At 63.2% G+C, this 25,221-nt stretch carries 28 protein-coding genes and 2 tRNA genes; 21 read left to right on the top strand and 9 right to left on the bottom strand.

Annotated elements, in window-relative coordinates; translation table 11 throughout:
- The first annotated feature begins 4 nt into the window (after positions 1 to 4).
- Both KW830_RS18470 and KW830_RS18465 read left to right on the top strand, forming a co-directional pair.
- Complete coding sequence (locus KW830_RS18470; RefSeq protein ID WP_218334003.1) at positions 5 to 640, top strand: superoxide dismutase; 636 nt, start codon at positions 5 to 7, stop codon at positions 638 to 640.
- A gap of 162 nt (positions 641 to 802) precedes the next feature.
- Entirely contained in the window at positions 803 to 1,645 is an 843-nt protein-coding gene (locus KW830_RS18465; protein ID WP_255578853.1) for a ZIP family metal transporter, read from the top strand.
- Between the two features lie 106 nt (positions 1,646 to 1,751).
- On the opposite strand, the gene KW830_RS18460 is transcribed toward KW830_RS18465, so the two are convergent.
- On the bottom strand, positions 1,752 to 2,477 hold the full coding sequence (locus tag KW830_RS18460) for a 2OG-Fe(II) oxygenase (RefSeq protein WP_218334001.1): 726 nt from the start codon (positions 2,475 to 2,477) through the stop codon (positions 1,752 to 1,754).
- Complete coding sequence (gene ada / locus KW830_RS18455) at positions 2,474 to 3,547, bottom strand: bifunctional DNA-binding transcriptional regulator/O6-methylguanine-DNA methyltransferase Ada (RefSeq protein ID WP_218334000.1); 1,074 nt, start codon at positions 3,545 to 3,547, stop codon at positions 2,474 to 2,476. The genes KW830_RS18460 and ada overlap by 4 nt, the downstream gene beginning before the upstream one ends.
- Positions 3,548 to 3,847: 300 nt before the next feature.
- Here ada and KW830_RS18450 point away from each other — a divergent pair, with 300 nt between their 5' ends.
- Positions 3,848 to 4,255: a DUF3224 domain-containing protein gene (locus tag KW830_RS18450; RefSeq protein WP_218333999.1), complete on the top strand. Its 408-nt coding sequence runs from the start codon at positions 3,848 to 3,850 to the stop codon at positions 4,253 to 4,255.
- Between the two features lie 209 nt (positions 4,256 to 4,464).
- On the opposite strand, the gene KW830_RS18445 is transcribed toward KW830_RS18450, so the two are convergent.
- The 4 genes from KW830_RS18445 to KW830_RS18430 form a co-directional block, all read right to left on the bottom strand.
- The gene (locus KW830_RS18445; protein WP_218333998.1) at positions 4,465 to 5,292 is read right to left on the bottom strand and encodes a hypothetical protein; all 828 of its coding nucleotides are present in this window, start codon (positions 5,290 to 5,292) and stop codon (positions 4,465 to 4,467) included.
- Between the two features lie 30 nt (positions 5,293 to 5,322).
- Entirely contained in the window at positions 5,323 to 5,832 is a 510-nt protein-coding gene (locus KW830_RS18440) for a hypothetical protein (RefSeq protein ID WP_218333997.1), read from the bottom strand.
- A 504-nt stretch (positions 5,833 to 6,336) separates the two neighbouring features.
- Positions 6,337 to 6,810: a VOC family protein gene (locus tag KW830_RS18435; protein WP_255578828.1), complete on the bottom strand. Its 474-nt coding sequence runs from the start codon at positions 6,808 to 6,810 to the stop codon at positions 6,337 to 6,339.
- A 177-nt stretch (positions 6,811 to 6,987) separates the two neighbouring features.
- Entirely contained in the window at positions 6,988 to 8,178 is a 1,191-nt protein-coding gene (locus KW830_RS18430; RefSeq protein WP_218333996.1) for an NnrS family protein, read from the bottom strand.
- A 230-nt stretch (positions 8,179 to 8,408) separates the two neighbouring features.
- Here KW830_RS18430 and KW830_RS18425 point away from each other — a divergent pair, with 230 nt between their 5' ends.
- The 4 genes from KW830_RS18425 to KW830_RS18410 all read left to right on the top strand — a co-directional run bounded on the left by KW830_RS18425 (position 8,409) and on the right by KW830_RS18410 (position 10,501).
- Positions 8,409 to 8,822: a hypothetical protein gene (locus tag KW830_RS18425; protein WP_218333995.1), complete on the top strand. Its 414-nt coding sequence runs from the start codon at positions 8,409 to 8,411 to the stop codon at positions 8,820 to 8,822.
- 348 nt (positions 8,823 to 9,170) lie between these two features.
- Positions 9,171 to 9,809, top strand: coding sequence for a DsbA family protein (locus KW830_RS18420; RefSeq protein WP_218333994.1), 639 nt, complete (start codon positions 9,171 to 9,173; stop codon positions 9,807 to 9,809).
- A 27-nt stretch (positions 9,810 to 9,836) separates the two neighbouring features.
- Positions 9,837 to 10,229: a nuclear transport factor 2 family protein gene (locus KW830_RS18415; protein ID WP_218333993.1), complete on the top strand. Its 393-nt coding sequence runs from the start codon at positions 9,837 to 9,839 to the stop codon at positions 10,227 to 10,229.
- A gap of 11 nt (positions 10,230 to 10,240) precedes the next feature.
- Positions 10,241 to 10,501: a hypothetical protein gene (locus KW830_RS18410; protein WP_218333992.1), complete on the top strand. Its 261-nt coding sequence runs from the start codon at positions 10,241 to 10,243 to the stop codon at positions 10,499 to 10,501.
- A gap of 148 nt (positions 10,502 to 10,649) precedes the next feature.
- On the opposite strand, the gene KW830_RS18405 is transcribed toward KW830_RS18410, so the two are convergent.
- Positions 10,650 to 11,219 carry a hypothetical protein gene (locus KW830_RS18405; RefSeq protein WP_218333991.1) on the bottom strand — a complete coding sequence of 190 codons (570 nt, stop codon included), beginning with the start codon at positions 11,217 to 11,219 and terminating at the stop codon, positions 10,650 to 10,652.
- Positions 11,220 to 11,321: 102 nt separating this feature from the next.
- Here KW830_RS18405 and KW830_RS18400 point away from each other — a divergent pair, with 102 nt between their 5' ends.
- Both KW830_RS18400 and KW830_RS18395 read left to right on the top strand, forming a co-directional pair.
- Positions 11,322 to 11,819 (top strand): nuclear transport factor 2 family protein, encoded by a 498-nt coding sequence (locus tag KW830_RS18400; protein WP_218333990.1) that lies wholly within the window; start codon positions 11,322 to 11,324, stop codon positions 11,817 to 11,819.
- Positions 11,797 to 12,486, top strand: coding sequence for a glutathione S-transferase family protein (locus tag KW830_RS18395; protein ID WP_218333989.1), 690 nt, complete (start codon positions 11,797 to 11,799; stop codon positions 12,484 to 12,486). The genes KW830_RS18400 and KW830_RS18395 overlap by 23 nt, the downstream gene beginning before the upstream one ends.
- A gap of 158 nt (positions 12,487 to 12,644) precedes the next feature.
- Here the strand turns inward: KW830_RS18395 and KW830_RS18390 are convergent, their stop codons facing one another.
- Positions 12,645 to 13,283 carry a TetR/AcrR family transcriptional regulator gene (locus tag KW830_RS18390; RefSeq protein ID WP_218333988.1) on the bottom strand — a complete coding sequence of 213 codons (639 nt, stop codon included), beginning with the start codon at positions 13,281 to 13,283 and terminating at the stop codon, positions 12,645 to 12,647.
- 140 nt (positions 13,284 to 13,423) lie between these two features.
- Here KW830_RS18390 and KW830_RS18385 point away from each other — a divergent pair, with 140 nt between their 5' ends.
- Genes KW830_RS18385 through KW830_RS18355 form a run of 7 tightly spaced genes read left to right on the top strand, consistent with a single transcriptional unit; the run spans position 13,424 to position 20,042 of the window.
- On the top strand, positions 13,424 to 14,761 hold the full coding sequence (locus KW830_RS18385) for an NAD(P)/FAD-dependent oxidoreductase (protein ID WP_218333987.1): 1,338 nt from the start codon (positions 13,424 to 13,426) through the stop codon (positions 14,759 to 14,761).
- Positions 14,758 to 15,510: a DUF1365 domain-containing protein gene (locus KW830_RS18380; protein ID WP_218333986.1), complete on the top strand. Its 753-nt coding sequence runs from the start codon at positions 14,758 to 14,760 to the stop codon at positions 15,508 to 15,510. Before KW830_RS18385 ends, KW830_RS18380 begins: the two co-directional genes overlap by 4 nt.
- Positions 15,507 to 16,781 carry a cyclopropane-fatty-acyl-phospholipid synthase family protein gene (locus KW830_RS18375; protein ID WP_218333985.1) on the top strand — a complete coding sequence of 425 codons (1,275 nt, stop codon included), beginning with the start codon at positions 15,507 to 15,509 and terminating at the stop codon, positions 16,779 to 16,781. The genes KW830_RS18380 and KW830_RS18375 overlap by 4 nt, the downstream gene beginning before the upstream one ends.
- Entirely contained in the window at positions 16,778 to 17,389 is a 612-nt protein-coding gene (locus KW830_RS18370; protein WP_218333984.1) for a chalcone isomerase family protein, read from the top strand. The genes KW830_RS18375 and KW830_RS18370 overlap by 4 nt, the downstream gene beginning before the upstream one ends.
- Positions 17,390 to 17,407: 18 nt before the next feature.
- Complete coding sequence (locus KW830_RS18365) at positions 17,408 to 18,688, top strand: MFS transporter (RefSeq protein ID WP_218333983.1); 1,281 nt, start codon at positions 17,408 to 17,410, stop codon at positions 18,686 to 18,688.
- Entirely contained in the window at positions 18,685 to 19,245 is a 561-nt protein-coding gene (locus KW830_RS18360; protein ID WP_218333982.1) for a DUF3833 domain-containing protein, read from the top strand. Before KW830_RS18365 ends, KW830_RS18360 begins: the two co-directional genes overlap by 4 nt.
- Before the next feature lie 5 nt (positions 19,246 to 19,250).
- A complete protein-coding gene (locus KW830_RS18355) occupies positions 19,251 to 20,042 on the top strand; it encodes an SDR family oxidoreductase (RefSeq protein WP_218333981.1) in 792 nt (263 codons plus the stop codon).
- 203 nt (positions 20,043 to 20,245) lie between these two features.
- On the opposite strand, the gene KW830_RS18350 is transcribed toward KW830_RS18355, so the two are convergent.
- On the bottom strand, positions 20,246 to 22,738 hold the full coding sequence (locus KW830_RS18350) for an arginine/lysine/ornithine decarboxylase (RefSeq protein ID WP_218333980.1): 2,493 nt from the start codon (positions 22,736 to 22,738) through the stop codon (positions 20,246 to 20,248).
- A 159-nt stretch (positions 22,739 to 22,897) separates the two neighbouring features.
- Between KW830_RS18350 and KW830_RS18345 the strand changes: the two genes are divergently transcribed.
- From KW830_RS18345 to KW830_RS18325, 5 genes are all read left to right on the top strand, one after another.
- Entirely contained in the window at positions 22,898 to 23,323 is a 426-nt protein-coding gene (locus KW830_RS18345; RefSeq protein WP_066535112.1) for an NfeD family protein, read from the top strand.
- A gap of 127 nt (positions 23,324 to 23,450) precedes the next feature.
- A complete protein-coding gene (locus KW830_RS18340) occupies positions 23,451 to 24,365 on the top strand; it encodes an SPFH domain-containing protein (RefSeq protein WP_066535114.1) in 915 nt (304 codons plus the stop codon).
- Positions 24,366 to 24,457: 92 nt separating this feature from the next.
- Positions 24,458 to 24,548, top strand: a tRNA-Ser gene (locus KW830_RS18335).
- 79 nt (positions 24,549 to 24,627) lie between these two features.
- A tRNA-Ser gene (locus tag KW830_RS18330) sits at positions 24,628 to 24,718 on the top strand.
- A 334-nt stretch (positions 24,719 to 25,052) separates the two neighbouring features.
- Complete coding sequence (locus tag KW830_RS18325; protein ID WP_172591826.1) at positions 25,053 to 25,202, top strand: hypothetical protein; 150 nt, start codon at positions 25,053 to 25,055, stop codon at positions 25,200 to 25,202.
- Positions 25,203 to 25,221 lie beyond the last annotated feature (19 nt).

Here is a 25,221-nt window from a genome sequence, read left to right as displayed (position 1 = left end):
CGGAATGACCCAACACACGCTGCCCCCCCTGCCCTATGCCTATGACGCCCTGGCTCCGCACATCGATGCGCACACCATGGAAATCCACCACAGCAAGCACCACCAGACTTATGTGAACAACCTCAACGCCGCCGTGCAAGGCACGCCGTTTGCCGAGGTGCCGGTGGAGCAGCTGATTGCCGACCTGGACCGCCTGCCCGAAGCCATTCGCCCTGCCGTGCGCAACAACGGCGGCGGCCACGCCAACCACAGCCTGTTCTGGACCGTGATGGCACCGGTCGGTCACGGTGGCGGCGGCGCCCACGGTGGCGCCCTGGCCCAGGCGATTGACCGCGATCTGGGCGGCATGGAAGCCTTCCAGAAAGCCTTCACCCAGGCCGCGCTGACACGCTTTGGCAGCGGCTGGGCCTGGCTGGTGGTCAACGCCCAGGGCCAGCTGGCAGTGGAAAGCAGCGCCAACCAGGACAGCCCGCTGATGGCCGGCATCGGCTCGGGCAGCACCCCCATCCTGGGGCTGGACGTGTGGGAGCACGCCTACTACCTGCAGTACCAGAACCGCCGCCCGGAATACATCGCCGCCTTCTTCCACGTCATCCACTGGGACGAAGTGGCCCGCCGCTACCAGCAGGCGCGGGGCTGATTCCCGCCAGCGCACCGCTCTATGGCTTTGCCCCCGCACCAGGACCTCTCCATGAAAAAAGCCAGTGCCAGCCTGTCCCCGGCACCTTCACCGGCCTCCCGCCTGCACGCCGCCACCGGTGTGCGCCACAGCGCCCGGCTGTGGCTGGGGCTGACCATCACCATGGCCGGTGTCTGGGCCCTGTGCAGCCAGTTCTGGCTGTACGCCCAGCACCACCCGGTGGTGTGGCAGGCCCTGCTGGGCGGCAGCATGGCGGCGCTGGCCACGGCACTGGGCACCCTGCCCGTCATGCTGTCCCAGCGCATGTCCGAGCGCACCCAGGACACGCTGTTCGGCTTTGGCGCCGGCGTCATGCTGGCGGCCTGTGCCTTCTCGCTGATCCTGCCCGGGCTGGGAGCCGCCAAGGCCCAGGCCTTGTGGGGCGGTGGTGGCTGGGGCGCCGGCGGGGTGATGGGCACGTCCATCCTGCTCGGCGCTGCGGCACTGATGGCCATGGACAAGCTGCTGCCGCACGAGCATTTCATCAAAGGCCGTGAAGGGCTGGACGGTGATGCCGCCCGCAAGCTGCAGCGCACCTGGTTGTTCGTGATTGCCATTGCCCTGCACAACCTGCCCGAAGGCCTGGCCATTGGCGTGGGCTATGCCGGCAACGACGGTCTGCGTGCCAACGCCCTGGCCACCGGCATTGCCATCCAGGATGTGCCCGAAGGCCTGGTCGTGGCCGTGGCCCTGCTGGCCGCCGGCTACCGGCGTCGCTTTGCCGTACTGCTGGGCATGGCCAGCGGTCTGGTGGAACCCGTGGGCGCCGTCATCGGTGCCGCCGTGGTCAGTAGCTCGGCCGTGCTGCTGCCCTGGGGCCTGGGCTTTGCCGCAGGCGCCATGCTGTTTGTCATCAGCCACGAAATCATCCCCGAATCCCACCGCAAGGGGCACGAAGCCTTTGCCACCGGCGGGCTGATGCTGGGCTTTGTGCTGATGATGGTGCTGGACACCGCACTGGGCTGAGCCAGCCCCGCACCACCAGGACACGCCGGGGTGCAAGCCACCCCGGCGTGTCCGCTTTCCGGTATCCCTGTGCGGCGACCTCCCTCCTGAGCGTGTCCTGCTGGGGCTAGGTTGCATCGTGAAAGATGATGCCCAGCGTATGCCGCCGGCCGGAGCGGATGCGGGACACCCCATGCCGCATGGTGACCCGGTAGCTGCCCCGGCTCCCCTGAACGGGCCGCTGCTGCACCGCAAACACGGCGGCATCGCCCTGGCGCAGTGCAAGCACCTCGACACGCGACTGCATGCGCGGCCGCTGTTCGGTCAGTACCAATTCCCCGCCCGTGAAGTCCTGCCCCGGCTGTGCCAGCAGCACCACCATCTGCAAGGGAAATACATGCTCGCCATACAGGTCCTGGTGCAGGCAGTTGTAGTCACCCGCTTCGTACTGCACCAGCAGCGGGGTCGGACGCTGCTGCCCTGCGGCATGGCAGCGCGCGACAAAGTCGCCATGCTCCGCCGGAAAGCGCGGTGACAGGCCCATCTGCTCGTACCAGTGGTTGGCCAGTGGTGCCAGGTGGGGATAGATGCTGGTGCGCAGCCTCTGCACCAGGTCGGGCAAGGGGTAGCCGAAATACTGGTACTCGCCATTGCCAAAGCCATGGCGCTGCATGACGATGCGGCTGCGAAACACCGCAGGCTGCGCGTAGAGCGCCGCCAGGGCCTGGCAGTCCTGCGGCGTCAGCAGTTGCGGAATCACGGTGCAGCCGCTGTGGTTCAGGCCGTCGCTGGCCTCCTGCCAATCTACCGCCGCCAGGCGCTGTGCCAGCCCGCTATGGTCCAGCCCGCTCATGCCTGGGCCTCCCGCTCCAGCAAGGCACGCTTGCGCTCTACCCCCCAGCGGTAGCCGGACAGATTGCCGTCGGTTCGCACCACGCGGTGGCAGGGAATCGCCACCGCCAGTGCATTGGCGGCGCAGGCCCCCGCGACCGCACGCACCGCCTTGGGCGCACCGATGCGCCGGGCTATCTCCGTGTAGCTGACGGTCTGCCCCGCCGGCACATCGCGCAGCGCCTGCCAGACGCGTTGCTGAAAGGCGGTTCCACGCACATCCAGCGGCAGATCCAGGCCCTGCTGCGGCATTTCCACCAGACCGACCACCTGGGCCACCAGCTGCTCAAACCCGGCGTCCCCGCCGATCAGCACGGCCTTCGGGAACCGGTCCTGCACATCGCGCACCAATGCATCTGGATCGTCTCCCAGCAGGATGGCGCAGATGCCCCGTGCGCTGGTCGCCACCAGGATCGCCCCCAGGGAACACTGGCCCACCGCAAAACGGATGGCAACCTGCTCCCCTCCGGCGCGGTAGGTGAACGGTGTCATCCCCAGCAACTGGTCCGATTGCTCGTAGAAGCGACCATGGGAGTTGTAGCCCGCCCCATAGATCGCTTCTGTGACCGAGCCGCCCCGCACCAGTTCCTCTCGGACCTTGTGGGCGCGGTGGGCCGCCGCGTAGGCCTTGGGCGTGACACCGGTCACGGCCTTGAACACCCGGTGCACGTGGAAAGTGCTCATCTGCGCCACCTCGGCCAGCGCTTCCAGGCTGGGCGGGGTTTCGGCGGAGGCAATGAAACGGCACAGCTTTGCGACCAGCTCGGCATGCTGCTCCAGCCGTGCGGGCTGGTCCGGCTTGCAGCGCTTGCATGGGCGAAAGCCTGCCTGCTGTGCCGCCGCCTGCGCCGTAAAGAACCACACATTCTCGGGACGCGGCGTGCGGGCTCCGCACGAAGGGCGGCAATAGACCCCAGTCGTTTTCACCGCGTACCAGAACTGCCCATCGGCCTGCGCGTCGTGCGCCACGACTGCCGCCCAGCGGGGATCGGTCAGTACCGCCTGTGCGCAGGCTTCAGTTTGCTTCAACATGGTTGAGCCTCTCATCAAGGATTGCGTGCCCAAACTGTAGGTCGCACGCGATTTTCAGGCACTCCGTGTCTTGCTTTGGAATTCAAAACTGGCCGATCCGCATGCCTTGGCCGTCCCTGGTGGCGTGGACAGTCCGCTGTTTCAGACACCCTCCTGCGGCGGCCTCTTCCGTACCGAGCCTGCGCTGCCCCACTTACGGGAACGCGACACGCCTGGGACATATGCCAGTGGATGCGCCAAAAGCGCCTCTCAGAACGAAAACTGTATATTTATACATAACCCATTACCCAAGGCACTCTTATGAACCATGTCGCAACCGGTCAGTTTGAGATCGCCCTCGACAGCCAGCCCTTGAGCGGCGTTGCCGCAAGCACCGGTCTGGCCCGCATGTCGCTGGATAAAGAATTCCAAGGCGACCTGGAAGCTGTCAGCCAAGGCGAGATGCTGGCATTTCGCAGCGGTGTCCCAGGTTCTGCGGGCTATGTGGCCATGGAGCTCGTCCGAGGCAGCCTGCATGGCCGCCAAGGGAGTTTCGTGCTCCAGCACAGCTCCACCATGAACCAGGGGGCGCCCACCCAGTCCATCACCGTCGTGCCGGATTCCGGCACAGAGGCACTGGCCGGACTGTCTGGAAGCCTGGTCATCACCATCACCGACGGGCAGCATGCCTACCGGTTCGAGTACAGCCTGCCAGAGCGCACACGGTGACTTCGAGAGCTAACAGGCCCTGTGCTGGCAATAGTTGAAGGCTTTAATGTGTCAGCCTTCATGAACAAGCTCTGATTTGAATATCAGTCGCGAGTTGGCTGGCCTGTGCAGCTGCCACTAAATGGCGGTGTCATCATCTCGCGGCACTGCCCAATCCAAGCGAACATTGATTTTTAAGCGCCTTCAGAAAACCAACGATTTTTGGCATATTACACCCCCTCTCCTTCAAAAAAGAAGTCACGATGGCGTTCAAGCACCTCGTCCAAAGTAACCGCGACATAGTAGACAAATGAAATAGCTTGCAATGCCTTCACCTCAGTTCCATAGTCGCATGACTCCCCATGAAGAACTTGGTGTCTATTAAGTTTATTGAAATCTAGAGGTCTAACTTCTTTGCTAAGCCGTATAGCTGTCTTATCCAAAAATGGAGCCAGCATTGCTTTGGTGAGTGGGTCTAAGTCAGATAATTTTTCGAAGTGATGCTTAGCCCCTCTAGGTTTTTGAAAGAATTGTTCCTGCAGGACGTCCTCACAAATTCCATCCGACTGAGCCAAGAATGTAGGCACTGACACATAGAACATTCCCTGCCGATGAGCGTCAAATGCCTGCCTAAAAATATCAGCTCTTTTCGGATAAAGGCCTATTAATTCTTGCTCAATGCTTGGAAGCCTTTTTGTAAAGTGCTCAACCAGTTGCGCATCAACCTCTTGACTTCGTCCATCTAAGTACATTTGGGCAAGCTCTGCAGGCTCACTGAGAGACATTTCTTTCCAGTCCAAGTACCAACCTTCATTTGCCAAACAAATCAAAGCCTTTTGCATCGCTTCTGGCATGCGTCGAACTGCCTCGACAACACGAGCCAACATCGGGGCAAACTCTTTAATCAGATTAGCCAAAGCATTGGCTACAGTACCATTTTTTGCGCTTAACTTTATAGATTCAACTATAGCTTCTTTGCCATTATCTGCTTGAGATTTCTCTTTATTCATCATGCCCCTTTTGGTACAAGCGTGGCTATCCAGGATAGCGTGTTTCATTCAGTCTTAAGGATCTGTTGCTCAGAATTTTTACTTGTGCAGCTTTGCAAGTAGGTTATTCCAGCTCTTAAACAGAGTTTCATTCTTAACCCCATAAGAAGTTGGATGAACTACCACCTCATAAGGTACCTTGTATCTTTCGAGAAGATGCCCTGAAAACTCAGCCTGCCCTTTCCCCAGCACCCACACCCCTTTAGGGCAATGTTTTTCGAGCATTTTTTCTAGACGGACGTATGCATCTAGATAGTGTGCTGTTGTTGGCCTTTCTATACGCTTAAGACCTGCCCAAGGCACAAAATTAGTAAATAAAACGTTGTCCCAAAACTCTTTAACCGGTATCTGACATGCATTAGCCATTCTCGTATACATGGCGTCTTTGACAGTCCCTCTCAGATACGCCTCAATGTATCCGCTATCACTATTTAAAGAAGTACCCCAGTCACCGTACCATGATTCACCTAAGATAAATATCCCAGATTCTTTATATTTAGCGCCAACCCAAGGATCATCCAAAAACCCCACCGGATAAATAACACTCATAGCAAGCTAATTGAATACAAAGCTTCAATCTTATTCGTTCGTTGAGTTTTCTACTTCGCATACCAGGGGTACGGGAGAAGTGGCATCTGCACCAACCTATCAGAAGGTGCTCAGAAATACCATGCCCAAAACAGTCCGACCCTTGGTAGACTTAAGACTTATTCTACGTATTACTTCACTGTGTCACTTTGGTCCAAAAGGGTCTGACAGGCCCCTTCGCATGGGGAAGCAACTAACCGGGTCAGGTAGAGAACCAAGCAGGCCTAACTGTGAAACCAGTGCCGAAGTAAGGCTCGTCAAATTTAGGTGAACATCTACGTCGATGTAATAACCGACTGCTCAATCAAGGTGATCCATCGCTAGTTCGCCCTCAGGCTGGTGACTGATTTTGCAGGTACAAATCGGCGGCACTAAGTCGGCATGCAAGGGGAACTGAAGGGCGAGAGCGAACGTTCACCCGCACCGTGGTGCGCCCGCCCACGCCGCGCCCAAGGCACTCGCCCGTTACAGGGTCTGGCCCACGTCGATGCGGTTCCCGTCCGGATCCGCAAAGACAAAGCACCTCGGCCCAAAATCTGCATCGCGAATGGCTTTGATGATCTTGACCCTGTACGCCTGCAGATGCTGGTACAGGGCCTCTGCATCGTGCACCAGAAGGTGGGCCACGTTCTGGACCGTCGCCTTGTGGCCTTTGTGCAGGGAAAGATGCAGCTCGGCATCATCCTTCTTGAGGATGGCGAAGCCGACCGGACTCCCGTTATCGAAGACCTTGGTGAACCCAAGAATGCCGGTTAGAAGTGCATCGCCTGATCGATATCGGACACCGAAATCGTCGGGGCCAATCGGCCAAAGCGAACCGCATGGGATGGAAAAACAGTAGATGGCATGTCGCGCTCCAACTGGGTGACGCGGGGGCCAAGGCGAGGCGGTGCCCGGGATTTTGGCTGGCGTCAGAGAGCGGAGCGGTGTCCGCACCATCAGCCGCCGATTCTAGTATGCACCGCCTGCGCCTTCGGCTTCGTCCCTTCCTGGCGGCAGCCATGGTGCATGGTATGCCAAGAACCTGCCTGCGACCCAACCGGCCGCCATCGCTGAGCAGCCAGAAGCAGGCAGCTCCCGGCCTCACCCCGGCAGCGCCGCAACCAGGTCCGCGGTTTACCCGGGACGCCCGTCCATGCGCGGCCGAGTAAGCAACGGCCCATAGCACCAGGCATACAGGCCAAAGCCTGCCGACCACAGCACCGCCGACACCAGGATGGCGTGCAGCGTCTGGCTGGGGGCAATGAGCGGCAGGGCCACACGCACCACCGCAGCCAGCAGCACCAGCACATAGGCTGCCGTGTCCGCCCGGCTGGCTTGCAGCGGGCGCCCGGTATGGCCCTTGGCGGTCCGGGTCATCATGCCAACCATGAGGCCGCCTGCGGCCCCCACCGTCAGCGCATGGACCGACAGCGACGGGCTCACCCACCCGAAGGCGCTGAATGCGCGCAGAAGCAGATGCATAGGCACCCACACATAGGCCAGCTGCAGCACCCATACCAGCGGCGTGCCCAGCGTCTTCCACGGCTGCCACAGCAGCCACCGGCACAGGTGCGCCACGCAGGCTACTGCGGCCACCGCTGCCACGGGCCAGCCCTGCAGGCCGAAAGCATCGGCAAGCAGCAGCACCAGCACAGAGCCCAGCGCCACCTTTTCGATCCAGGACCGCTTGGCCGCAGACGCACCGGGCACCCCGTTGTTGGTGAACATCGGAATGACCCGCCCGCCCATGACCACCACAATGAACAGCACCGTATCCAGTGCGATCTGCAAGCCTGCCCACGGCGGCATGGCCAGCGCACCCAAAGCCGTCAGGTGGAAGAGTGCCGCCACTGCAGCCAGTAGCACAAGCAGCGCCACGAAAAAGTAGTTGCGGCGGTTGCGCGCCTGGAAGAACGGCACCGCCAGCCCGGCGGCTGCCGCCAGGGGAAACGCCACATTGGCCACGGCGGCGGCGAGCGCGTAAGGCGTCAGCACCAGGACCCGCGCCAGCAACCACAGAGCCACCAGAGCGCACAGCTTTGCGCCGGTGGGCGTAGGCAGATTGGTCCAGTTGCGACCGGCAGTCAGCAGAAAGCCGACGATAACGGCCAAGGTGAAACCCAAAAGCATTTCATGGGCATGCCAGACCACTCCACTGAGATACGGACGCGGCAGCAGGCCGGCGAACTGCAGCGCCCACAACGGCACCGACAAGGCGGCAAAAATGCTGGCCAGCAGATAGAAAGGCCGAAAGCCAAGTGCGAACAGCGCAAAGCCCTTGGGTTGCGGAGCAGATGGTTCTTCAAGGTGTTGCAGCAAGGCCATGGGGTGGTTCCATCAGGGTTTTCGCACAGGGGCAGACTTGGAGGTCCATCGCAGACTGGCCGCCGGACCTCTGGCGGCACGGTCGCCGCAAGGCCCGCATTCCCGGCCTGGCATCCATGGCCAGCAGCGGCCATGGTGCAAAGGCCGACGGATCTCGCGGGGCACCCATTGCACAAGCGGTGCGCGCTGGGTCAGACTGGAGCAACCATGGCCCCACACAAGAGTTCACCATGCCAGACACCACACCAGACTCCAGAGTTCGTGCCAATCCCATTCAAAGTCAAGGCCACACGGCCTCCCCGGACAAGGACAAGGACGGCGGCGAACCGGCAGCCAGCGGCCAGACGGCTCAGCCGACAGGCCAGCGGGCCGACAGCAGCCCGCCTTTGAGCGATGCCGAACTGGTGCAACTGCGTGTGCGTGTCATTGCCCTGGAGAACATCGTCATCGCGCTGCTGGCCCAATCGTCCGAGCGCCAGTTGGAACTGGCACGCGAAATGGCGGACCACATCTCTCCGAGGCCAGGCTTCACCACCCATCCGGTGACCATACACGCCGCCGCCGAGATGAACAGCCTGGTCCGGCGGGCCCACGCCTTCCGGTCCGGCGCCTACCTTCCCAGGGATGATGCGCAGACGGAGTGATCCGCGCCTTGCTCCAACGCAAGGGCCCACGCCTTTTCGCCCCTTGCTTTCCGTCAGTGGCTGGTTTCCGGCGCCTTTCCATCCCAGGCAGGCAGTCCCTGCTTGTTGAGGGCACGGCCATGCACCCAGCCCTTTGGCCCACCCCAAGCCGGTGACCACCACCGCACGCAGCCTTCCCGTGCAGGTCACGCCGCCACGGGAGTTGCACCCAATCAGGGCATCTGGGCAGCAGCGTGGTGGCGACCGCTGGATTGTTTGCTTTTTCCATACAAACCAATCCATTTACTTCTATTTATCTTTCAATCCACAGTTTCTACCATCGGGGCATTGCATTCACAGGACCCCTCCATGGACAAGACCTTGCACTACATCTTCGATCCGCTGTGTGGCTGGTGCTACGGCGCCAGTGCCGCATTGGCAGCGGTTGCCGACAGGGCAGGAGTGCACCTGAACCTGCTGCCCAGCGGCCTGTTTGCAGAGGAAGGAGCCCGAAAGATGGACGACGATTTTGCGGCCTATGCCTGGAGCAACGACCAGCGCATCGAACGCCTGACCGGCCAGCGCTTTACCGAGCGCTACCGCGCAAAGGTGCTGGGCAACCGCCAGCAGCGCTTCGACAGCGCCCTTGCCACCCTGGCCTTGTCCGCCGTAGCACTGACCGCCCCGGACAAAGAGCTGGACGCACTCAAGGCCATTCAGCAGGCCCGCTACGTGGACGGCAAGGACATCACGCGGACCGACACGCTGGTGTCGATACTGGAGACCCTGGGGCTGGCACAGGCGGCACTGCGACTGCAGACCCCGGATGCCGAGTTGCTGGACACCAACCGGGCACGGATGGATCAAGCCCAGCACCTCTTGCAGGCATTCGGTGCCCGCGGTGTACCCACCTTCATTCTGGAAGCCGAAGGTCAACGCAAGTTGTTGCATGCGGGCTCCGCGTTCGCCGACCCGCAAGCGTTTGCCCAAGAGCTGCAGACAGCCTAGTTTTCACTGTTCAACCAGAGGAGCACCATGACCACCAACCTGGACATCATCCGCGCGACCTACGAAGGCACGTCGGAAGAAAACGGCAAGCACCTGCTGGCCGTGCTGGCCCCCGATGCCACATGGACCGAGGCCGCGGGCTTTCCGTATGCCGGCACCTATGTGGGGGCCGAGCAGATTGTGGCGGGCGTGTTCCAGCGCCTGGGCACCGAGTGGGAGGGCTACAGCGCCAAGGCCCACACCTATCTGGCGGACGGAGACCGGGTGGCAGCCTTCGGTATCTATTCGGGCACCTACCGCAAGACGGGCAAGGCCATGACCGCGACCTTCGCCCACCTGTACCACCTGCAGAACGGGAAAATCATCCGCATGGAGCAGTATGTGGACAGCCACCTGGTGCAACAGGCCATGCTGCCCTGACAAGGCAGGCCATGCGCGACACCACCACCGAACTGCGCGACGTGCTGGCGCTCCTGCGTGCCGGCCACTGGAATGCGGCGCACGACCGTGTGCAGCAGTACGAAGGTCTGCATGCCGTCTGGCTCCATGGCCTGCTGCATTGGCAGGAAGGGGATCTAGAAGATGCCGAGAACTGGTACGAGCGCGCCGGCCGGCGGTTCCGGCAACGCGGCACGCTGGACGAAGAACTGGCGCTGTTCGAAGCAGCGCTGAACGGGCCGCCCAAAGGGTGACGCCCTTGGGTGACGCTCTTAACCATAGGCCCTCCCTCTGGCCTATGCAGCCAATGCCCACCGGCTGGCGACCGTCGATGGGCAGGCACTCCCCCCCAGGCTCAGCGGCGGGCACAGCCATGCGCCTGCATGCAAGCGCATGGGCTGTTTATTTGGATGCAACAAAGGCTTCCGTATCTGTCGCCCTGTGCACCACAAAAGCATCCGAGAACGACAGGACATAGCGGCCTCCATTGGCGCTGTAGTGCAAAAACTGCGGCGGAAAAAAAAGCTGGCACGGCAGATCCGAATCCAGCTGCCTCAGCTGGGAGGGATAGTGGCCATGCTGTTGCCGGTATGCCGCCAGTTGCACCCGTATGCCCTCTCCATCCGCCACGCACTGATTGAATGCGGCTGTGGCGGAACGGCTGCCGATGAGCCAGGCAAAGACCGTCGCCGCCAGACAGCAGCCCGCCACCAAGGCACAGGTGCGCCCCCCATCGCCCCGCAGCAGAAAAAACGACACAGCAGCAGGCGCGCACACCGGCAACAGCTGCCACACAGGCAGGACCGAAAAATGGTGCTCGCCCAGCCAGTAGCCCAGGGCCATGGCAAAAACGGTCAGCAAGCTGGCGATGGCGGGTTTGGACATAACGGTTGCGCACAAGAAAAGAAGAACGTCTTGGTCTCGCTGGCTGTTGGTTTTCTCGGCGACCTGTGACAACCGCTGAACGGTCACCAGCAGTCTTTCATATATTCCACGTTCCCACTGCAGATGGGCCAGTCCCTGCCCTATGCTTGCGACTTCGCATGTGTGCACTGAATGAGAGAGTGGTAATCCATGTCTGCCAATTCGCCCGATTCCCTCGCCGATATGGGTGCCGCAGTGCAGCGGCTGGTACAGCTGTATGAAACGCTGACCCCGGCCAATATTCAGCAACTGGGGGCCTGCTACGCAGCGGATGCACACTTCAAGGACCCATTCAACGATGTGTCGGGGGTGCCGGCCATCACCCGCATTTTCGAACACATGTTTGATGCCTTGCTGGATCCGCGTTTCGTGGTCACCCAAAAGCTCGTGCAAGGCCAGCAGGCTTTTCTGGCATGGGAGTTTCATTTTCGGCTGCGAAGCTGGCGACCCGATACCGCGCAATGCATCAACGGCGCCACATGGCTGACCTTGGATGCCCAAGGCCGCGTTAGCATGCACCGCGACTACTGGGATACGGCTGAAGAGCTGTATGCAAAATTACCTCTGCTTGGATCCCTGATGCGCTGGCTGCGCAAAGCGGGCTCCGCTTCTGGGAAGACCATCGATGCTGACCGTTCACCACCTTGATACCTCGCGCTCGCAGCGCATTCTCTGGCTGCTGGAAGAGCTGGGGATGCCTTACGAATTGCGCCTTTACAAGCGGGACCCGCGTACCCGCCTGGCCCCGCCCGAGCTCAAGCGTGTGCACCCACTAGGCAAATCGCCCGTGATTACCGATGGCGACACCGTGGTCGCCGAATCCGGGGCGATCATCGAATATCTGGTGGAGTGCTATGGCAACCAGGCGCATGTGGAGCTTGCCCACCTGGAGCCGCCACGCGGCACGACAGAGCACCGCCAGTGCCGTTTCTGGATGCACTACGCCGAGGGCTCGCTGATGAACTGGTTACTGATGAAGCTGGTTTTCGACACCATCCCGCGCCAGCCCATGCCATTTTTCGTGCGCCCGATCGCACGCGCCCTGTGCGGCAAGGTGCAGCAAAACCTCGTGGCCCCCAATGTTCAGACCGCCTTGGGCTTTATGAACGACCATTTGGCCAGCCACCGCTGGTTTGCGGGCGAGCATTTGACGATGGCCGACTTCCAGATGAGCTTTGCCGTCGAAGCTGCTTTGGTGCGCGGAGGAAACGAGACCATGTGGCCCCACCTGACCGCCTATCGCCAGCGCATGCAGGCGCGCCCCGCTTACCAACGGGCCTTGAGCAAGGGCGGGCCGGTGGTAATGTCCTCCTGAACCCGAAGCATGTGCGCCTGGTGAAACCAGCCCTTCCCCCAAGCAGACATGTAGACGCCTGAAAACGGGTCGTCGCCCTTTGCTTGCAGGCGACGACTCTGCCAGGGCGCAGTGCATGGGCCCATGCAGGCCACTCACCGCGCCACTTACTGGGCCATTTACTTGACGGCGGCCAGCCCGTCGAACGTGGTGCTCGTCACCCAGTCGATGATTTGCGTGTGCGTGTATTGGCCCGATTCCTTGAGCAGGGCCACCACGGGATCGCAGGCCCGCGCGAACAGCGTGTACAGCACGAGCTCAGCAGGCAGCGCGGCCTGCAACTGGCCGCTGGTCTGGGCCTCGGTGATCCATATGCTGAGGCGGTTGCTCAGCGCAATCAACCGGTCCATGTAGGCGTCGTTGGATTGCAGCGAGGCGCTGAGGTTGGAGTTTTGCGCCGGCAGAGAAGGCATTTCCCCCTCCAGCTGGGTCTGCATGGCCCACCGCGTCACGGCCTTGAGCAGGTTCAGCGGGCGGATGGGTATGCCGGCTTCGGCCGCCTGGTCCGCTTCGTCGCGCAGGCCGTCCACAAAAGCCAGGGCACGGTCCAGCACACCGACCATGGCGGCGCCCGCCAGTTCTTCCTTGGAAGTGAACAGCTTGTACAGGCTGGCCTTGGCCATGCCGGCTTCGGCAGCGACCTCGTCCACCGTCATCGCGTCATAGCCCTTGGTGGCCAGCAGCCGATTGACGGCCGCCACGATGGCCTGCTCACGCACGCGCTGTATCTGCTGTTTGATGGAGGAACGGCTAGTCATGGACATATTTTAGACCTCACAGACTATAGCCAATACTAAATAGTGCAAATTTGGAGCGTTTGGTTTATAGTTTGAACTCATTAGTTCACAGTTTGACCTTTAAGGTACAAACTGTACTGTACAACCAGGAAAGGCATTCCATGCATCGCATTGCAGTCATCGGGTCTGGGATTGCGGGGCTGGCCGCAGCGCGGCGGCTGGCCAGCGCGCCGGGCGGGCATGGCGTGACCCTGCTGGAAGCGGGCAGCCATTTCGGCGGCCATGCCAACACCGTCGACATGACGCTGGAAGGCGTGAGCCAGGGCGTGGACACCGGCTTTCTGGTGTTCAACCACCGCACCTATCCGCTGCTGAAGCGTTTGTTCGAAGAGCTGCAGGTGCCTACGGCGGCAGCCGAGATGTCTTTTTCCGTGCAGGTGCCGCAGGCCGATGGAAGCGCCGGTCTGGAGTGGAGTGGCAGCTCGCTGCGCGGGGTGTTCGCCCAGCGCCGCAATCTGCTGCGGCCGCGCTTTCTGAAGATGCTGGCGGAGATCCTGCGCTTCAACCGCCTGGCCACGCGCATCGCCCAGGAAGGCAACGAAGCACGGCTGCACAGCTCCATCGAGGTTTTTCTGGACGGCCACGGCTTTGGACCGGCCTTTCGCCAGGACTATCTGCTGCCCATGATGGGCTGCATCTGGTCCTGCCCCACAGACCAGATGCTGCGCTTTCCCGTGGCCACACTGATCCGCTTTTGCCACAACCACGGCCTGATCCAGGTCACGGACCGTCCGCAGTGGTACACGGTGCGTGGTGGCTCGCGCCACTATGTGCGGCGCATCGTGGCCGCGCTGCAGCAGGATGGCCGCCACGAGGCACGCCTGAACACCCCGGTGCTGGGCCTGCGCCGCATGGCGCATGGGGTGCTGCTGCAAACGGCGCACGGCACGGAGCAGTTCGACGCCGTGGTGCTGGCCTGCCACAGCGACCAATCCCTGCGCCTGCTGGGCACCGATGCCACGCCGCAAGAGCACAGCGTGCTGGGCGCTATCCGCTACCAGCCCAACCAGGCCGTGCTGCACACCGATACCAGCGTGCTGCCGCACTGCGAAGCGGCCTGGGCTGCATGGAACTATGAACGCGCAGCCGATGCGGGGCGCGACCAGGCCGGCGTCTGCCTGCACTACCTGCTCAATCGCCTGCAGCCCTTGCCGTGGCAGCAGCCGGTGATGGTCTCGCTGAATCCGGTGCGCCCCATTGATGACAGCCGGGTCCATGCGCGCATCGCATACAGCCACCCGGTGTTTGACCTGGCCGCCATCGAGGCCCAGGCGCAGGTGGGTGCCCTGCAAGGCCAGCGCCGGACCTGGTTCTGCGGCGCATGGTGTGGCTACGGCTTCCATGAAGATGGCCTGCGCTCGGGCCTGGACGCGGCCGACAGCCTGCTGCACGCCTTGCAGACCTTTCCGTCCAGCCCCGCCATCGAGGGGGCCGCATGAACGCCCTGCCCCTTATCGGCTTTGGCCATGTCTGGCACCGCCGCCTGCGGCCGGTGGAGCATACTTTTCGCTATCCGGGCTACTTCCTGCTGCTGCCCCTGCGCAGCCTGCGCACGCAGCCGGACCCCGTGTTGCGGCGCAACCGGCTCGGCTGGCTGAGCTTTCATGACCGCGACCACGGCGAGGGCGGGCCCGATGCGCTGGCCTGGTTCGAGCAGTTGTTGCACAGCGAAGGCATTGACGACGCCGATGGCGAAATCTGGCTGCACACCTTTCCGCGCGTGCTGGGCTATGTGTTCAAGCCCGTGAGCTTCTGGTACGCCCACCGCGCCGATGGCTCGCTCGCCGCCGTGCTGGCCGAGGTCAACAACACCTTTGGCGAGCGCCATGCCTATCTGCTGGCCGGACCGGACCTGGCCTGGGGCCGTGAACAGGTGGCGCACAAGCAATTCCATGTCTCGCCGTTCTGCGAGGTGCGGGGCGAGTACCGCTTCCGCTTCGAGCGCAGCGGCAACCGCACCCTGGCGCGTGTGGACCTGCATGACGAGGACGGCCCCCTGCTGCAGACCAGCGTGGGCGGCGTGCTGCATCCGCTGGATGCGCCCACCGTGCGCCGGGCCTTCTTCGGCACGCCGCTGATGACCTTGGGCGTCATTTTCCGCATCCACTGGCAGGCGCTGCGCCTTTGGGCCAAGCGTGTGCCGTTCCATGGCAAACCTTCCGAGCCCAAGCGCTTTGTCACACGATGAATACCACCGCCGCCCCCCTGCTGAGCCCCTCCGCCGCCGCACCGCACCGCATGCCTGTACGGGCACGCCGTGTGCTGAACCTGCTCGAACGCCTGCCGCACGGGCAGCTGGATCTGGAACAGCCCGACGGCCGCCTGCTGCACCTGCCCCGCCCCCAACACGGCCCTGGCCCCGCCGACGCGCATTGCGTGCTGCACCACTGGCAGGCGCTGGAGCGTACCCTCAAGTCGGGTGATATCGGGCTGGCGGAAGGCTATATCGCTGGCGAATGGGACAGCCCCGATCTGGCAGCCCTGCTGCGCCTGTGCATGACCAACCGCGACCATGTGCAGCGCCTGGTCTACGGCAGCTGGTGGGGCCGGCTGGGCTACCGCCTGCGCCACCTGCTGCAGCGCAATACGCGGGCCGGCAGCGCCCGGAACATCCATGCCCACTACGACCTGGGCAATGACTTCTACCGCCTGTGGCTGGACCCTGGCATGAGCTACAGCGCCGCCTGGTTCGAGGGGCGCACCGGCGATGCACTGCACCAGGTCGACCTGGAGCAGGCCCAGCAGGCCAAGCTCAGGCGTACGCTGGACGAAGTACAGTTGCAGCCCGGCCAGCGCCTGCTGGAGATCGGCTGCGGCTGGGGTGGACTGGCCGAAACAGCGGCGCACGAGTTCGGCGCCCGGGTCACAGGCGTGACGCTGTCGCGCGAGCAACTAGTCTGGGGACAGCAGCGCATGCTGCAGTCCGGCCTGGCCGACACCGTGGACCTGCGTTACCAGGACTACCGCGACCTGCCTGCCCTGCATACGGGCCAGCCCTTCGATGCCATCGTCTCCATCGAGATGTTCGAGGCCGTGGGCCACGCGTACTGGCGCGGCTATTTCGAGACACTGCGCGCCTGCCTCAAACCCGGCGGTCTGGCCTGCATACAGACCATCACGCTGCGCGAGGACCTGTTCGCACGCTATCTGCGCTCGACCGACTTCATCCAGCAATACATCTTCCCGGGCGGCCTGCTGCCCAGCATTTCCGCATTCGAGCAGGAGGCGAGGCGCGCAGGCCTGGTGGTGGAAGGCCGCATGGCCTTCGGCCGCGACTATGCAGAAACGCTGCGGCGCTGGCACCAGTCCTTCGCAGCCCAGCTCGAGGCCGTGCGCGCCCAGGGTTTTGACGAGCGATTCATACGCATCTGGACCTTCTACCTCGCCTACTGCGAGGCGGCCTTCGACACAGGCAACACCGATGTCGTCCAGTTCACGCTGCGCAGGCCCCTGCCATGAAGCCCCTCCCGCCCTTACAACCCCGCGCGCGCCGCCGCCAGGCCCTGGCCTGGTGCGCTGCCTGTGCGCTTGCCCCCTCTCTGATCGCCATGTCCAACGCCCTCCATGCCATGACCCCGGCGGCAGCCCACGCTGCAGACCTGCCGACCGAACTGCGCAGTGCCCAGCCTGCCAGCCGCCTGGTGGGTACCGGGGTGCTGCGCTTCTTCGGCCTGCGTGTCTACGAAGCACGGCTGTGGGCGGCACCCGGGTTCCTGCCCGAGGACTACGCCCGCCACCCGTTTGCGCTGGAACTGGTCTATGACCGCAAGCTGGAAGGCGCGGCCATTGCCGAGCGCTCCATTGCCGAGATGCGCCGGGTGGGCAGCTTCACCGAAGCGCAGTCCCGGCAATGGCTGGAGCTGATGCAGCAGGCATTCCCCGACGTTCAGCCCCGGGACCGGCTGCTGGGCCTGAACGACGGCCAGGGCGAGGTGCGCTTCTTCCACAACAGCCGCCCGACTGCGCAGATACGCGATGCCGAGTACGCACGCCTGTTCTTCGGTATCTGGCTGGCCCCGCAGACCTCGGCGCCCGCCATGCGCACCGCCCTGCTGGGCCTGGGGTAAGCACCACGGAACCAGGCCATGGATTCGCACCCCGCCGCCGCCCCCCAACTGCCCTGGCGCACAGGGCTGGCCTATGGCGGCCTGGCGGCGCCGCTGGCCTTCGTGTCCCTGCCGCTGTATGTGAACCTGCCCTACCACTACGCCAGCGTCGCAGGTGCACCGCTGGCCGGCCTGGGCGCCGTGCTGCTGGCCACGCGCGCATTGGATGCCCTGGTCGACCCCGCCATCGGCCGCCAGGCCGACCGGCTGCTGCGCCGGGGCACGGCCAGCGCCGCAGCTGCGGCCGCGCTGGCAGGCCTGCTGATGGTGCTGGGCTTCGGGGCCCTCTGGCGTCCGCCGTTCGGTGCGCAAACACAGGTGGGGCTGCTGGGATGGCTGGCCTGCAGCCTGCTGGTGTGCACGCTGGCCTATAGCTTCCTCACCATCCTCCACCAGGCGTGGGGCACCCGCTGGGGCGGAGCCCCCGCATGGCGTGCACGCGTCACCGCCTGGCGTGAGGGAGCCACCCTGGTGGGCGTGCTGCTGGCCAGTGTGCTGCCTTCCTGGCTGGGACTGGATGCGACCACTGCCGTGCTGGCCCTGGGCCTGGTGCTGGGCCTGACCGGGCTGTACCGGCTGCAGGCGCCCGTGGCGCAACAACAGCCCGCCGACGGCCCTGCCGCTTCACCGTGGGCGGATGCCGGCTTTCGCAGGCTGCTGTCCATCTTCATGCTCAACGGGGTAGCCGCCGCCATCCCAGCCACCTTGCTGCCCTTTTTCGTGGCCGACAGGTTGCAGTCACCCGCATTGCAGCCGGTACTGCTGTTGTGCTTTTTCGGCGCGGCGGCTATGGGCCTGCCGCTGTGGGTGAAGGCTGTCTCCCGCTGGGGTCTGGCGCCCAGCTGGCGCGCGGGCATGCTGGCCAGCGTGCTGGTCTTTGGTTGCACGCCCTGGCTGGGAGCTGGCGATGGCATGGCCTTCGCAGCGATCTGCCTGGCCAGCGGGTTGGTCCTGGGAGCAGACCTGGCCTTGCCAGGCGCCCTGCTCACGGGCGTGATCCACAACTCCGGTGAAGGCGGTCGGGGTGAAGGCCGCTACCTGGGCTGGTGGACCTGCGCCACCAAACTCAACCTCGCCCTGGCGGCAGGCCTGGCTTTGCCGCTGCTGTCACTGGCGGGCTACCGCAGCGGCGGCACCGATCCGAACGGCCTGCAGGCACTGGCCTGGGCCTATGGCGGGCTGCCCTGCCTGCTCAAGCTGGCAGCGGCGGCGCTGCTCTGGCGCGCCGAGCAACTGCATTCTTCCTGGAGGCACACATGAGCCACATCTCCCACTCCATTTCGTTTTCGCCACTGCGGCGCATCTACCTGGGGGCAGCATTGGCACTGTCTGTGGCAGGCTGTGCCGGGCCTTCGGTACAGGACTACGCCAAGGAGCAACCGCAGTTGGATCTGCGCCAGTACTTCAACGGACCGCTGACAGCGCATGGCATGTTCACGGACCGCTCGGACAAGGTGGTCAAGCGCTTCACCGTGCGCATGACAGGCCGGTGGAATGGCGACGAAGGCACGCTGGAAGAACACTTCGTCTACAGCGATGGCAGCACGCAGCAGCGAACCTGGCATCTCCGCCACCTGGGCAACGGACGCTACAGCGGCCGGGCCGACGACGTGGTGGGCGAGGCACAGGGCCAGAGTGCAGGCAATGCTATCCGCTGGAGCTATGTGCTGGCCTTGCCCGTGGACGGTCGGGTCTGGAACGTCCGCATGGACGACTGGATGTACCTGATGGACGGGCGCACCCTGCTCAATCGGACCGCCATGAGCAAGTTCGGCCTGCACCTGGGTGATGTGACGCTGGCCATCACAAAGGAGTGACTGCCATGCCACTGTTCTCCCTCCGTCTGAACCCACCGCTGCGCGACTGGCAGGGCCGCACTGCATGGATTCTGGGAGCCTCTTCAGGCATAGGCCGGGCCACGGCCGAAGCACTGTACAAACAGGGAGCAGGCGTGATCGTCTCTGCGCGGCAGGGCGATGCGCTTCAGGACTTCGTGCAGGGCCATCCGGGCTGCCTGGCCCTGCCGCTGGACGTGACCGATGCCCCCGCCGTGGCCGCAGCCGCTCAGGCCGTGCAGGTCCATGCGGGCAAGGCGCCCGATCTGGTGCTCTACTGCGCAGGCCACTACCTGCCCCAGCGCGCCACGGCCTTCGACCTGCCCGAGATGCAGCGCCACCTCGCCGTGAACTATGGCGGGGCGCTACACCTGCTCGATGCCGTGCTGCCCATGCTGCTGGCGACAGGACAGGGCCATCTGGCCCTGGTCGGATCGGTGGCCGGCTACCGCGGGCTGCCCATGTCCCTGGCCTACGGCCCGACCAAAGCGGCGCTCAACAATCTGGCAGAGAACCTTTATCTGGATCTGCACGACCTGGGACTGGGCGTATCCATCATCAACCCCGGCTTTGTCGATACGCCGCTGACGGCCCAGAACCGCTTCAGCATGCCGGCCCTGATCAGCGCCGACGAGGCCGCCCGGCACATGCTGCACGGCTGGGCACAGGGGCGCTTCGAGATGAATTTTCCGCGCCGCTTCACGCGCTGGATGCGCTTGCTGCGCTGCCTGCCCGACGCCTGGTATTTCTCGGCCGTGCGCCGCTTTACGCGGGCCTGAGATGCGGGTGCTTTCGGTGCCCGCATGGGAGCAGTCATTGCGCGCGGCCTGGCACTGCGGGTGCGCCAACCTCGCACAGCAGTCGGGCGCCACAACCGCTGGGCCATGACCCGCACATGAAAAAAGCCCGCACCTTGCGGAGCGGGCTTGGCGATAGCAGCTATCGGCCTGTCAGGGCATACCCTGAGCACGGCACCTGAAGCTCATGCCTTCGTTGCCTTGGCGGTCTTCACAGCGGGCTTCTTCGCCGCTGCGGCAGGCTTCTTGGCGGAGGGCTTGGCCGCTGGCTTGGCTGCCACCTTCTTGACCACAGCCGCCTTCACGGGAGGCTTGGCCGCCGGTTTGGCACTGGCCGTGCGGCTGCGCGGCGCGGCCGCCGGCTTGGCTGCGGGTTCTGCCACGCAGTCGGCGTAGTAGCGGATGTTGCCGTTCTCGTCTTCCAGTTCCACCAGACCGTGGATATCGGTCTCGAAGCCCGGGCATTCCTTGGCAAATTCGCGGGCGAACACCAGGTAATCCACGATCTTCTTGTTAAAGACTTCTCCGGGAATCAACAGCGGAATGCCGGGCGGGTACGGCGTGACCAGACCCACAGTGGTGCGGCCCACCAGGTGATCGATCTCCACACGCTCGGTCTTGCGCTGGGCAATGTGGGCGTAGGCATCCGAAGGTTTCATTGCCGGCTTCAGATCGGACAGGTACATCTCCGTCGTCAGGCGGGCGATGTCGTACTTGGCGTACAGCTCGTGCACGTGCTGGCACAGATCCTTCAGACCCATGCGCTCGTAGCGGCGGTGCTGCTGCACGAACTCGGGCAGGATGCGCGCCAGCGGCTGGTTGCGGTCGTAATCGTCCTTGAACTGCTGCAGCGCAGTCAGCATGGTGTTCCAGCGGCCCTTGGTAATGCCGATGGTGAACATGATGAAGAAGGAATACAGGCCGGTCTTTTCCACCACCACGCCGTGCTCGGCCAGGTACTTGGTGACGATGGACGCGGGAATGCCGGTGTCGGCAAAGTCGCCATCCAGATCCAGGCCCGGCGTGACGATGGTGGACTTGATCGGGTCCAGCATGTTGAAGCCGTCAGCCAGGTCGCCAAAGCCGTGCCAGTTGTCGAATTCCTTGCCGCTCTTGCCCTTGGCCTTGTGCTTGCGCGAGGCATCGGGGCCACGGATGATCCAGTCCTGGGCCGAGCCCACGCCTTCTTCGGCCAGGGCTTCTGGGCCCCAGACTTCGAACCACCAGTCGTCGTCACCGAACTCGTCGTCCACCTTGCGCATGGCACGGCGGAAGTCCAGCGCTTCCAGGATGGACTCTTCCACCAGCGCAGTGCCTCCGGGCGGCTCCATCATGGCGGCCGCCACGTCGCAGCTGGCGATGATGCTGTACTGCGGGCTGGTCGAGGTGTGCATCAGGTACGCCTCGTTGAACAGCGGGTGGTCCAGCTTTTCGGTCTGACTGTCCTGCACCAGCACATGCGATGCCTGGCTGATACCGGCCAGCAGCTTGTGGATGGACTGGGTGGCATACACCACGGAATGCTTGGGACGCGCACGCTTCTTGCCCATGGCGTGGTAGCTGCCATAGAAGGGATGGAAAGCGGCGTGGGGCAGCCAGGCTTCGTCGAAATGCAGGTTGGCCACATAGCCGTCCAGCATGCCCTTGATGGTTTCGGTGTTGTACAGCACGCCGTCGTAGGTGGACTGCGTCAAGGTCAACACGCGCGGCTTGACGGCCTTGGCATCCACGCCCTTGAGCAGCGGGTTGGCCGCAATCTTGGCCTGGATCGACTCCACGCTGAACTCGCTCTGCGGGATCGGCCCAATGATGCCGAAGTGGTTGCGCGTGGGCTTCAGGAACACCGGAATCGCACCCGTCATGATGATGGAGTGCAGGATGGACTTGTGGCAGTTGCGGTCCACCACCACCACATCGCCGGGGGCCACGGTGTGGTGCCAGACGATCTTGTTGGAAGTCGACGTGCCGTTGGTCACGAAGTAGCAATGATCGGCATTGAAGATGCGCGCGGCATTGCGCTCGGACTCGCCGATGGCGCCGTTGTGGTCCAGCAGCTGGCCCAGCTCTTCCACGGCATTGCAGACGTCGGCGCGCAGCATGTTCTCACCGTAAAACTGGTGGTACATCTGGCCCACGGGGCTCTTCAGGAACGCCACGCCACCCGAGTGACCGGGGCAGTGCCAGCTGTACGAACCGTCTTCTGCGTAGTCCAGCAGTGCCTTGAAGAACGGGGGCTGCACGCTTTCCAGGTAGCTCTTGGCTTCGCGGATGATGTGCTTGGCCACGAATTCGGGGGTGTCCTCGAACATATGGATGAAGCCGTGCAGCTCGCGCAGGATGTCGTTGGGCAGGTGGCGGCTGGTCTTGGTCTCGCCGTAGATGTAAATCGGCACCTCTTCGTTCTTGCGGCGCACTTCACCGATGAAGTTGCGCAGGCTGTGAATGATGGGGTCTTTGTCGCTGCCCAGCGTGAACTCTTCATCGTCGATCGACAGAATGAAGGCGCTGGCCCGGCTTTGCTGCTGCGCGAACTGGCTCAGGTCGCCGTAGCTGGTAACGCCCAGCACCTCGAAGCCCTCTTCCTCGATCGCATGCGCCAGGGCGCGGATACCCAGACCCGAGGTGTTCTCGGAACGATAGTCCTCGTCGATGATGACGATGGGAAAACGAAATTTCATGCGCAGCCCCGTGCAACCGGGCCTCATAAATAACGAAACAGGCGCGAAGTGTAAGTAATATCGAGGGCATTCCCTGCGGTTTGCCCGCAATTCATGGCAAAACGGGGTTTTGTTACCAACATACTGCGCCGCACGACGGCGCCGAAAGGACTGCAGACAATGGAGGCAAGCACCTGGTGGTGGATTCTGGCGGGCATGGCCGTAGTGGCCGAACTGCTGACGGGCACCATTTATCTGCTGATGATCTGCCTGGGCCTGGCAGCCGGCGCGGTATCGGCCCACCTGGGTCTGGGCATGCCACTGCAAATCGTGGTGGCCGCCGTGGTGGGCGTGCTGTGCGTGCTGGTGGCGCGCCGCATCCGCCGCGTCCGCAGCTCTGGTCTGCCGGCTTCGGCCGATCCGGCCATGAACCTGGACATAGGTGAAACCGTCACCGTCAACCAATGGGAAGCCGATGGCACGGCCCGTGTCGCCTACCGCGGCGCACAATGGACAGCCGTTCTGCGCGCCGGCTCCATGCCGGCACCCGGCCAATACCGCGTGGTCGAGCTGCAAGGCAACCGCCTGGTGGTGGACAAGGCCTGATCCAGGCTTGCCGCTTACAGACCTCTTGCCCTCGATATCCTGATCCCTATTGGCTGCCCATCCAGCGCTGCTGCAGCGCGGGCAGCCCACTTTTTTGCAACTCCCCTTTCATGCTGAAGGAGCATCCATGGAAATTGCCATCGTCCTGTTCGTCATCGCCATCATCTTTGTGGCGCAATCCGTCAAGGTCGTCCCCCAGCAGCACGCCTGGGTCAAGGAGCGCCTGGGCAAGTACGCCGGCACCCTCACGCCCGGCCTGAACTTTCTGGTGCCCTTTGTCGACCGCGTGGCTTACAAGCACAGCCTCAAGGAAATCCCGCTGGATGTGCCCAGCCAGGTCTGTATCACGCGCGACAACACCCAGTTGCAGGTCGACGGCATCCTGTACTTCCAGGTGACCGACCCCATGCGTGCCAGCTACGGATCGTCCAACTACATCATGGCCGTAACCCAGCTGGCACAGACCTCGCTGCGCAGCGTGATCGGCAAGCTGGAACTGGACAAGACCTTTGAAGAGCGCGACATGATCAACGCCCAAGTGGTGTCCGCCATCGACGAGGCTGCGTTGAACTGGGGCGTGAAGGTGCTGCGCTACGAGATCAAGGATCTGACGCCGCCCGCTGAAATCCTGCGCTCCATGCAGGCCCAGATCACCGCCGAACGCGAAAAGCGCGCGCTGATCGCTGCCTCCGAAGGCCGCCGCCAGGAACAGATCAACATCGCCACCGGCGAACGCGAAGCCTTCATTGCACGCTCCGAAGGTGAAAAGCAGGCCGTCATCAACAAGGCCCAGGGTGAGGCCGAATCCATCAAGGCCGTGGCCGAAGCCACTGCCACCGCCATCGAACGCGTGGCCACTGCCATCCGCCAGCCGGGCGGCGAACAGGCCGTGCAGCTGAAGGTGGCAGAAAAGGCCGTGGAAGCCTACAGCCAGGTGGCAGCGGACTCCAACACCACCCTGGTGGTGCCCAGCAACATGACCGAAGTCTCGGGCCTGATCACCTCCGCCATGAAGATGGTGCAGGTCGGCAAGAGCGTCTGATTTGCGACCCCGCTCCCGCGTGCCTGCACAAAAAAACAGGCACTTCGCCGGGAGCGGCGGAATTTCAGGCTAGAATTGCGGCTTCATCACACGGAGCGGTGGATGAGTGGTTTAAGTCGCACGCCTGGAAAGCGTGTGTGGGTTAATAGCCCACCGCGGGTTCGAATCCCGCCTGCTCCGCCAAATGAATTTTCAAAACCAAGCTGCCAGTAGAGCTTGGTTTTTTGTTTCCCTCCAGGGAAACAACGCCGGTTATCAATGTGGAGCGGTGGATGAGTGGTTTAAGTCGCACGCCTGGAAAGCGTGTGTGGGTTAATAGCCCACCGCGGGTTCGAATCCCGCCTGCTCCGCCACATTGAACCCCAAGCCCCAGTTACGCAAGTAGCTGGGGCTTTTCTCGTTGTCCCGCGCCCTCTCACAACCAGCATCAGCCCGCGCCACCCATCTTCGCTCCACATGGCCCTCGGCAGCGCGCACCAGTGCAAAAAGTGCCATCCCAACAAGAGCGTCGCCCGCAGGCAGCAGCAGATTTCGCCGCCCGGCCCCATCGTTTGCTGCACCATCGGAAGTACGCCAGCCAGCAGGAACAGGCCCTACAGCAAGCAACGACACCGCCCTCTCGCACACAGCCGGCTCCAGCCATCTGGCCGCCACAGGGTGTGCCAACCCAACCACGCAGATCAAGCCATGAAAATTCTCACCCGATTCTCGACCCTCGCCGCAGGTGCTGGCATAGGCATGCTGGCAGCCGGCATTGCAGGCGACCGTCCTGGGCTGTGGCTGCCCGGCACATCGCTGTTCTGCGTAGGCGTCGTTCTGTTCGGGCATCCAAGCTGATGCGCAAGCCCGCCAAGGA

The sequence above is a fragment of the Comamonas sp. CMM03 genome (assembly GCF_019218715.1).
Classification (GTDB): Bacteria; Pseudomonadota; Gammaproteobacteria; order Burkholderiales; family Burkholderiaceae_C; genus Comamonas; species Comamonas terrigena.
This window is presented reverse-complemented; position numbering and strand designations above follow the sequence as displayed.

Coding starts and splice junctions, on each gene's coding strand:
- KW830_RS18380 (WP_218333986.1), top strand. CDS start 14,758: ATGAACGCCCTGCCCCTTATCGGCTTTGGCCATGTCTGGCACCGCCGC.
- KW830_RS18425 (WP_218333995.1), top strand. CDS start 8,409: ATGCCAGACACCACACCAGACTCCAGAGTTCGTGCCAATCCCATTCAA.
- KW830_RS18400 (WP_218333990.1), top strand. CDS start 11,322: ATGTCTGCCAATTCGCCCGATTCCCTCGCCGATATGGGTGCCGCAGTG.
- KW830_RS18440 (WP_218333997.1), bottom strand. CDS start 5,832: ATGAGTGTTATTTATCCGGTGGGGTTTTTGGATGATCCTTGGGTTGGC.
- KW830_RS18430 (WP_218333996.1), bottom strand. CDS start 8,178: ATGGCCTTGCTGCAACACCTTGAAGAACCATCTGCTCCGCAACCCAAG.
- KW830_RS18445 (WP_218333998.1), bottom strand. CDS start 5,292: ATGAAACACGCTATCCTGGATAGCCACGCTTGTACCAAAAGGGGCATG.
- KW830_RS18350 (WP_218333980.1), bottom strand. CDS start 22,738: ATGAAATTTCGTTTTCCCATCGTCATCATCGACGAGGACTATCGTTCC.
- KW830_RS18355 (WP_218333981.1), top strand. CDS start 19,251: ATGCCACTGTTCTCCCTCCGTCTGAACCCACCGCTGCGCGACTGGCAG.
- KW830_RS18410 (WP_218333992.1), top strand. CDS start 10,241: ATGCGCGACACCACCACCGAACTGCGCGACGTGCTGGCGCTCCTGCGT.
- KW830_RS18340 (WP_066535114.1), top strand. CDS start 23,451: ATGGAAATTGCCATCGTCCTGTTCGTCATCGCCATCATCTTTGTGGCG.
- KW830_RS18415 (WP_218333993.1), top strand. CDS start 9,837: ATGACCACCAACCTGGACATCATCCGCGCGACCTACGAAGGCACGTCG.
- KW830_RS18465 (WP_255578853.1), top strand. CDS start 803: ATGGCCGGTGTCTGGGCCCTGTGCAGCCAGTTCTGGCTGTACGCCCAG.
- KW830_RS18385 (WP_218333987.1), top strand. CDS start 13,424: ATGCATCGCATTGCAGTCATCGGGTCTGGGATTGCGGGGCTGGCCGCA.
- KW830_RS18435 (WP_255578828.1), bottom strand. CDS start 6,810: ATGGTGCGGACACCGCTCCGCTCTCTGACGCCAGCCAAAATCCCGGGC.
- KW830_RS18370 (WP_218333984.1), top strand. CDS start 16,778: ATGAAGCCCCTCCCGCCCTTACAACCCCGCGCGCGCCGCCGCCAGGCC.
- KW830_RS18365 (WP_218333983.1), top strand. CDS start 17,408: ATGGATTCGCACCCCGCCGCCGCCCCCCAACTGCCCTGGCGCACAGGG.
- KW830_RS18460 (WP_218334001.1), bottom strand. CDS start 2,477: ATGAGCGGGCTGGACCATAGCGGGCTGGCACAGCGCCTGGCGGCGGTA.
- KW830_RS18390 (WP_218333988.1), bottom strand. CDS start 13,283: ATGACTAGCCGTTCCTCCATCAAACAGCAGATACAGCGCGTGCGTGAG.
- KW830_RS18375 (WP_218333985.1), top strand. CDS start 15,507: ATGAATACCACCGCCGCCCCCCTGCTGAGCCCCTCCGCCGCCGCACCG.
- ada (WP_218334000.1), bottom strand. CDS start 3,547: ATGTTGAAGCAAACTGAAGCCTGCGCACAGGCGGTACTGACCGATCCC.
- KW830_RS18345 (WP_066535112.1), top strand. CDS start 22,898: ATGGAGGCAAGCACCTGGTGGTGGATTCTGGCGGGCATGGCCGTAGTG.
- KW830_RS18360 (WP_218333982.1), top strand. CDS start 18,685: ATGAGCCACATCTCCCACTCCATTTCGTTTTCGCCACTGCGGCGCATC.
- KW830_RS18470 (WP_218334003.1), top strand. CDS start 5: ATGACCCAACACACGCTGCCCCCCCTGCCCTATGCCTATGACGCCCTG.
- KW830_RS18325 (WP_172591826.1), top strand. CDS start 25,053: ATGAAAATTCTCACCCGATTCTCGACCCTCGCCGCAGGTGCTGGCATA.
- KW830_RS18395 (WP_218333989.1), top strand. CDS start 11,797: ATGCTGACCGTTCACCACCTTGATACCTCGCGCTCGCAGCGCATTCTC.
- KW830_RS18450 (WP_218333999.1), top strand. CDS start 3,848: ATGAACCATGTCGCAACCGGTCAGTTTGAGATCGCCCTCGACAGCCAG.
- KW830_RS18420 (WP_218333994.1), top strand. CDS start 9,171: ATGGACAAGACCTTGCACTACATCTTCGATCCGCTGTGTGGCTGGTGC.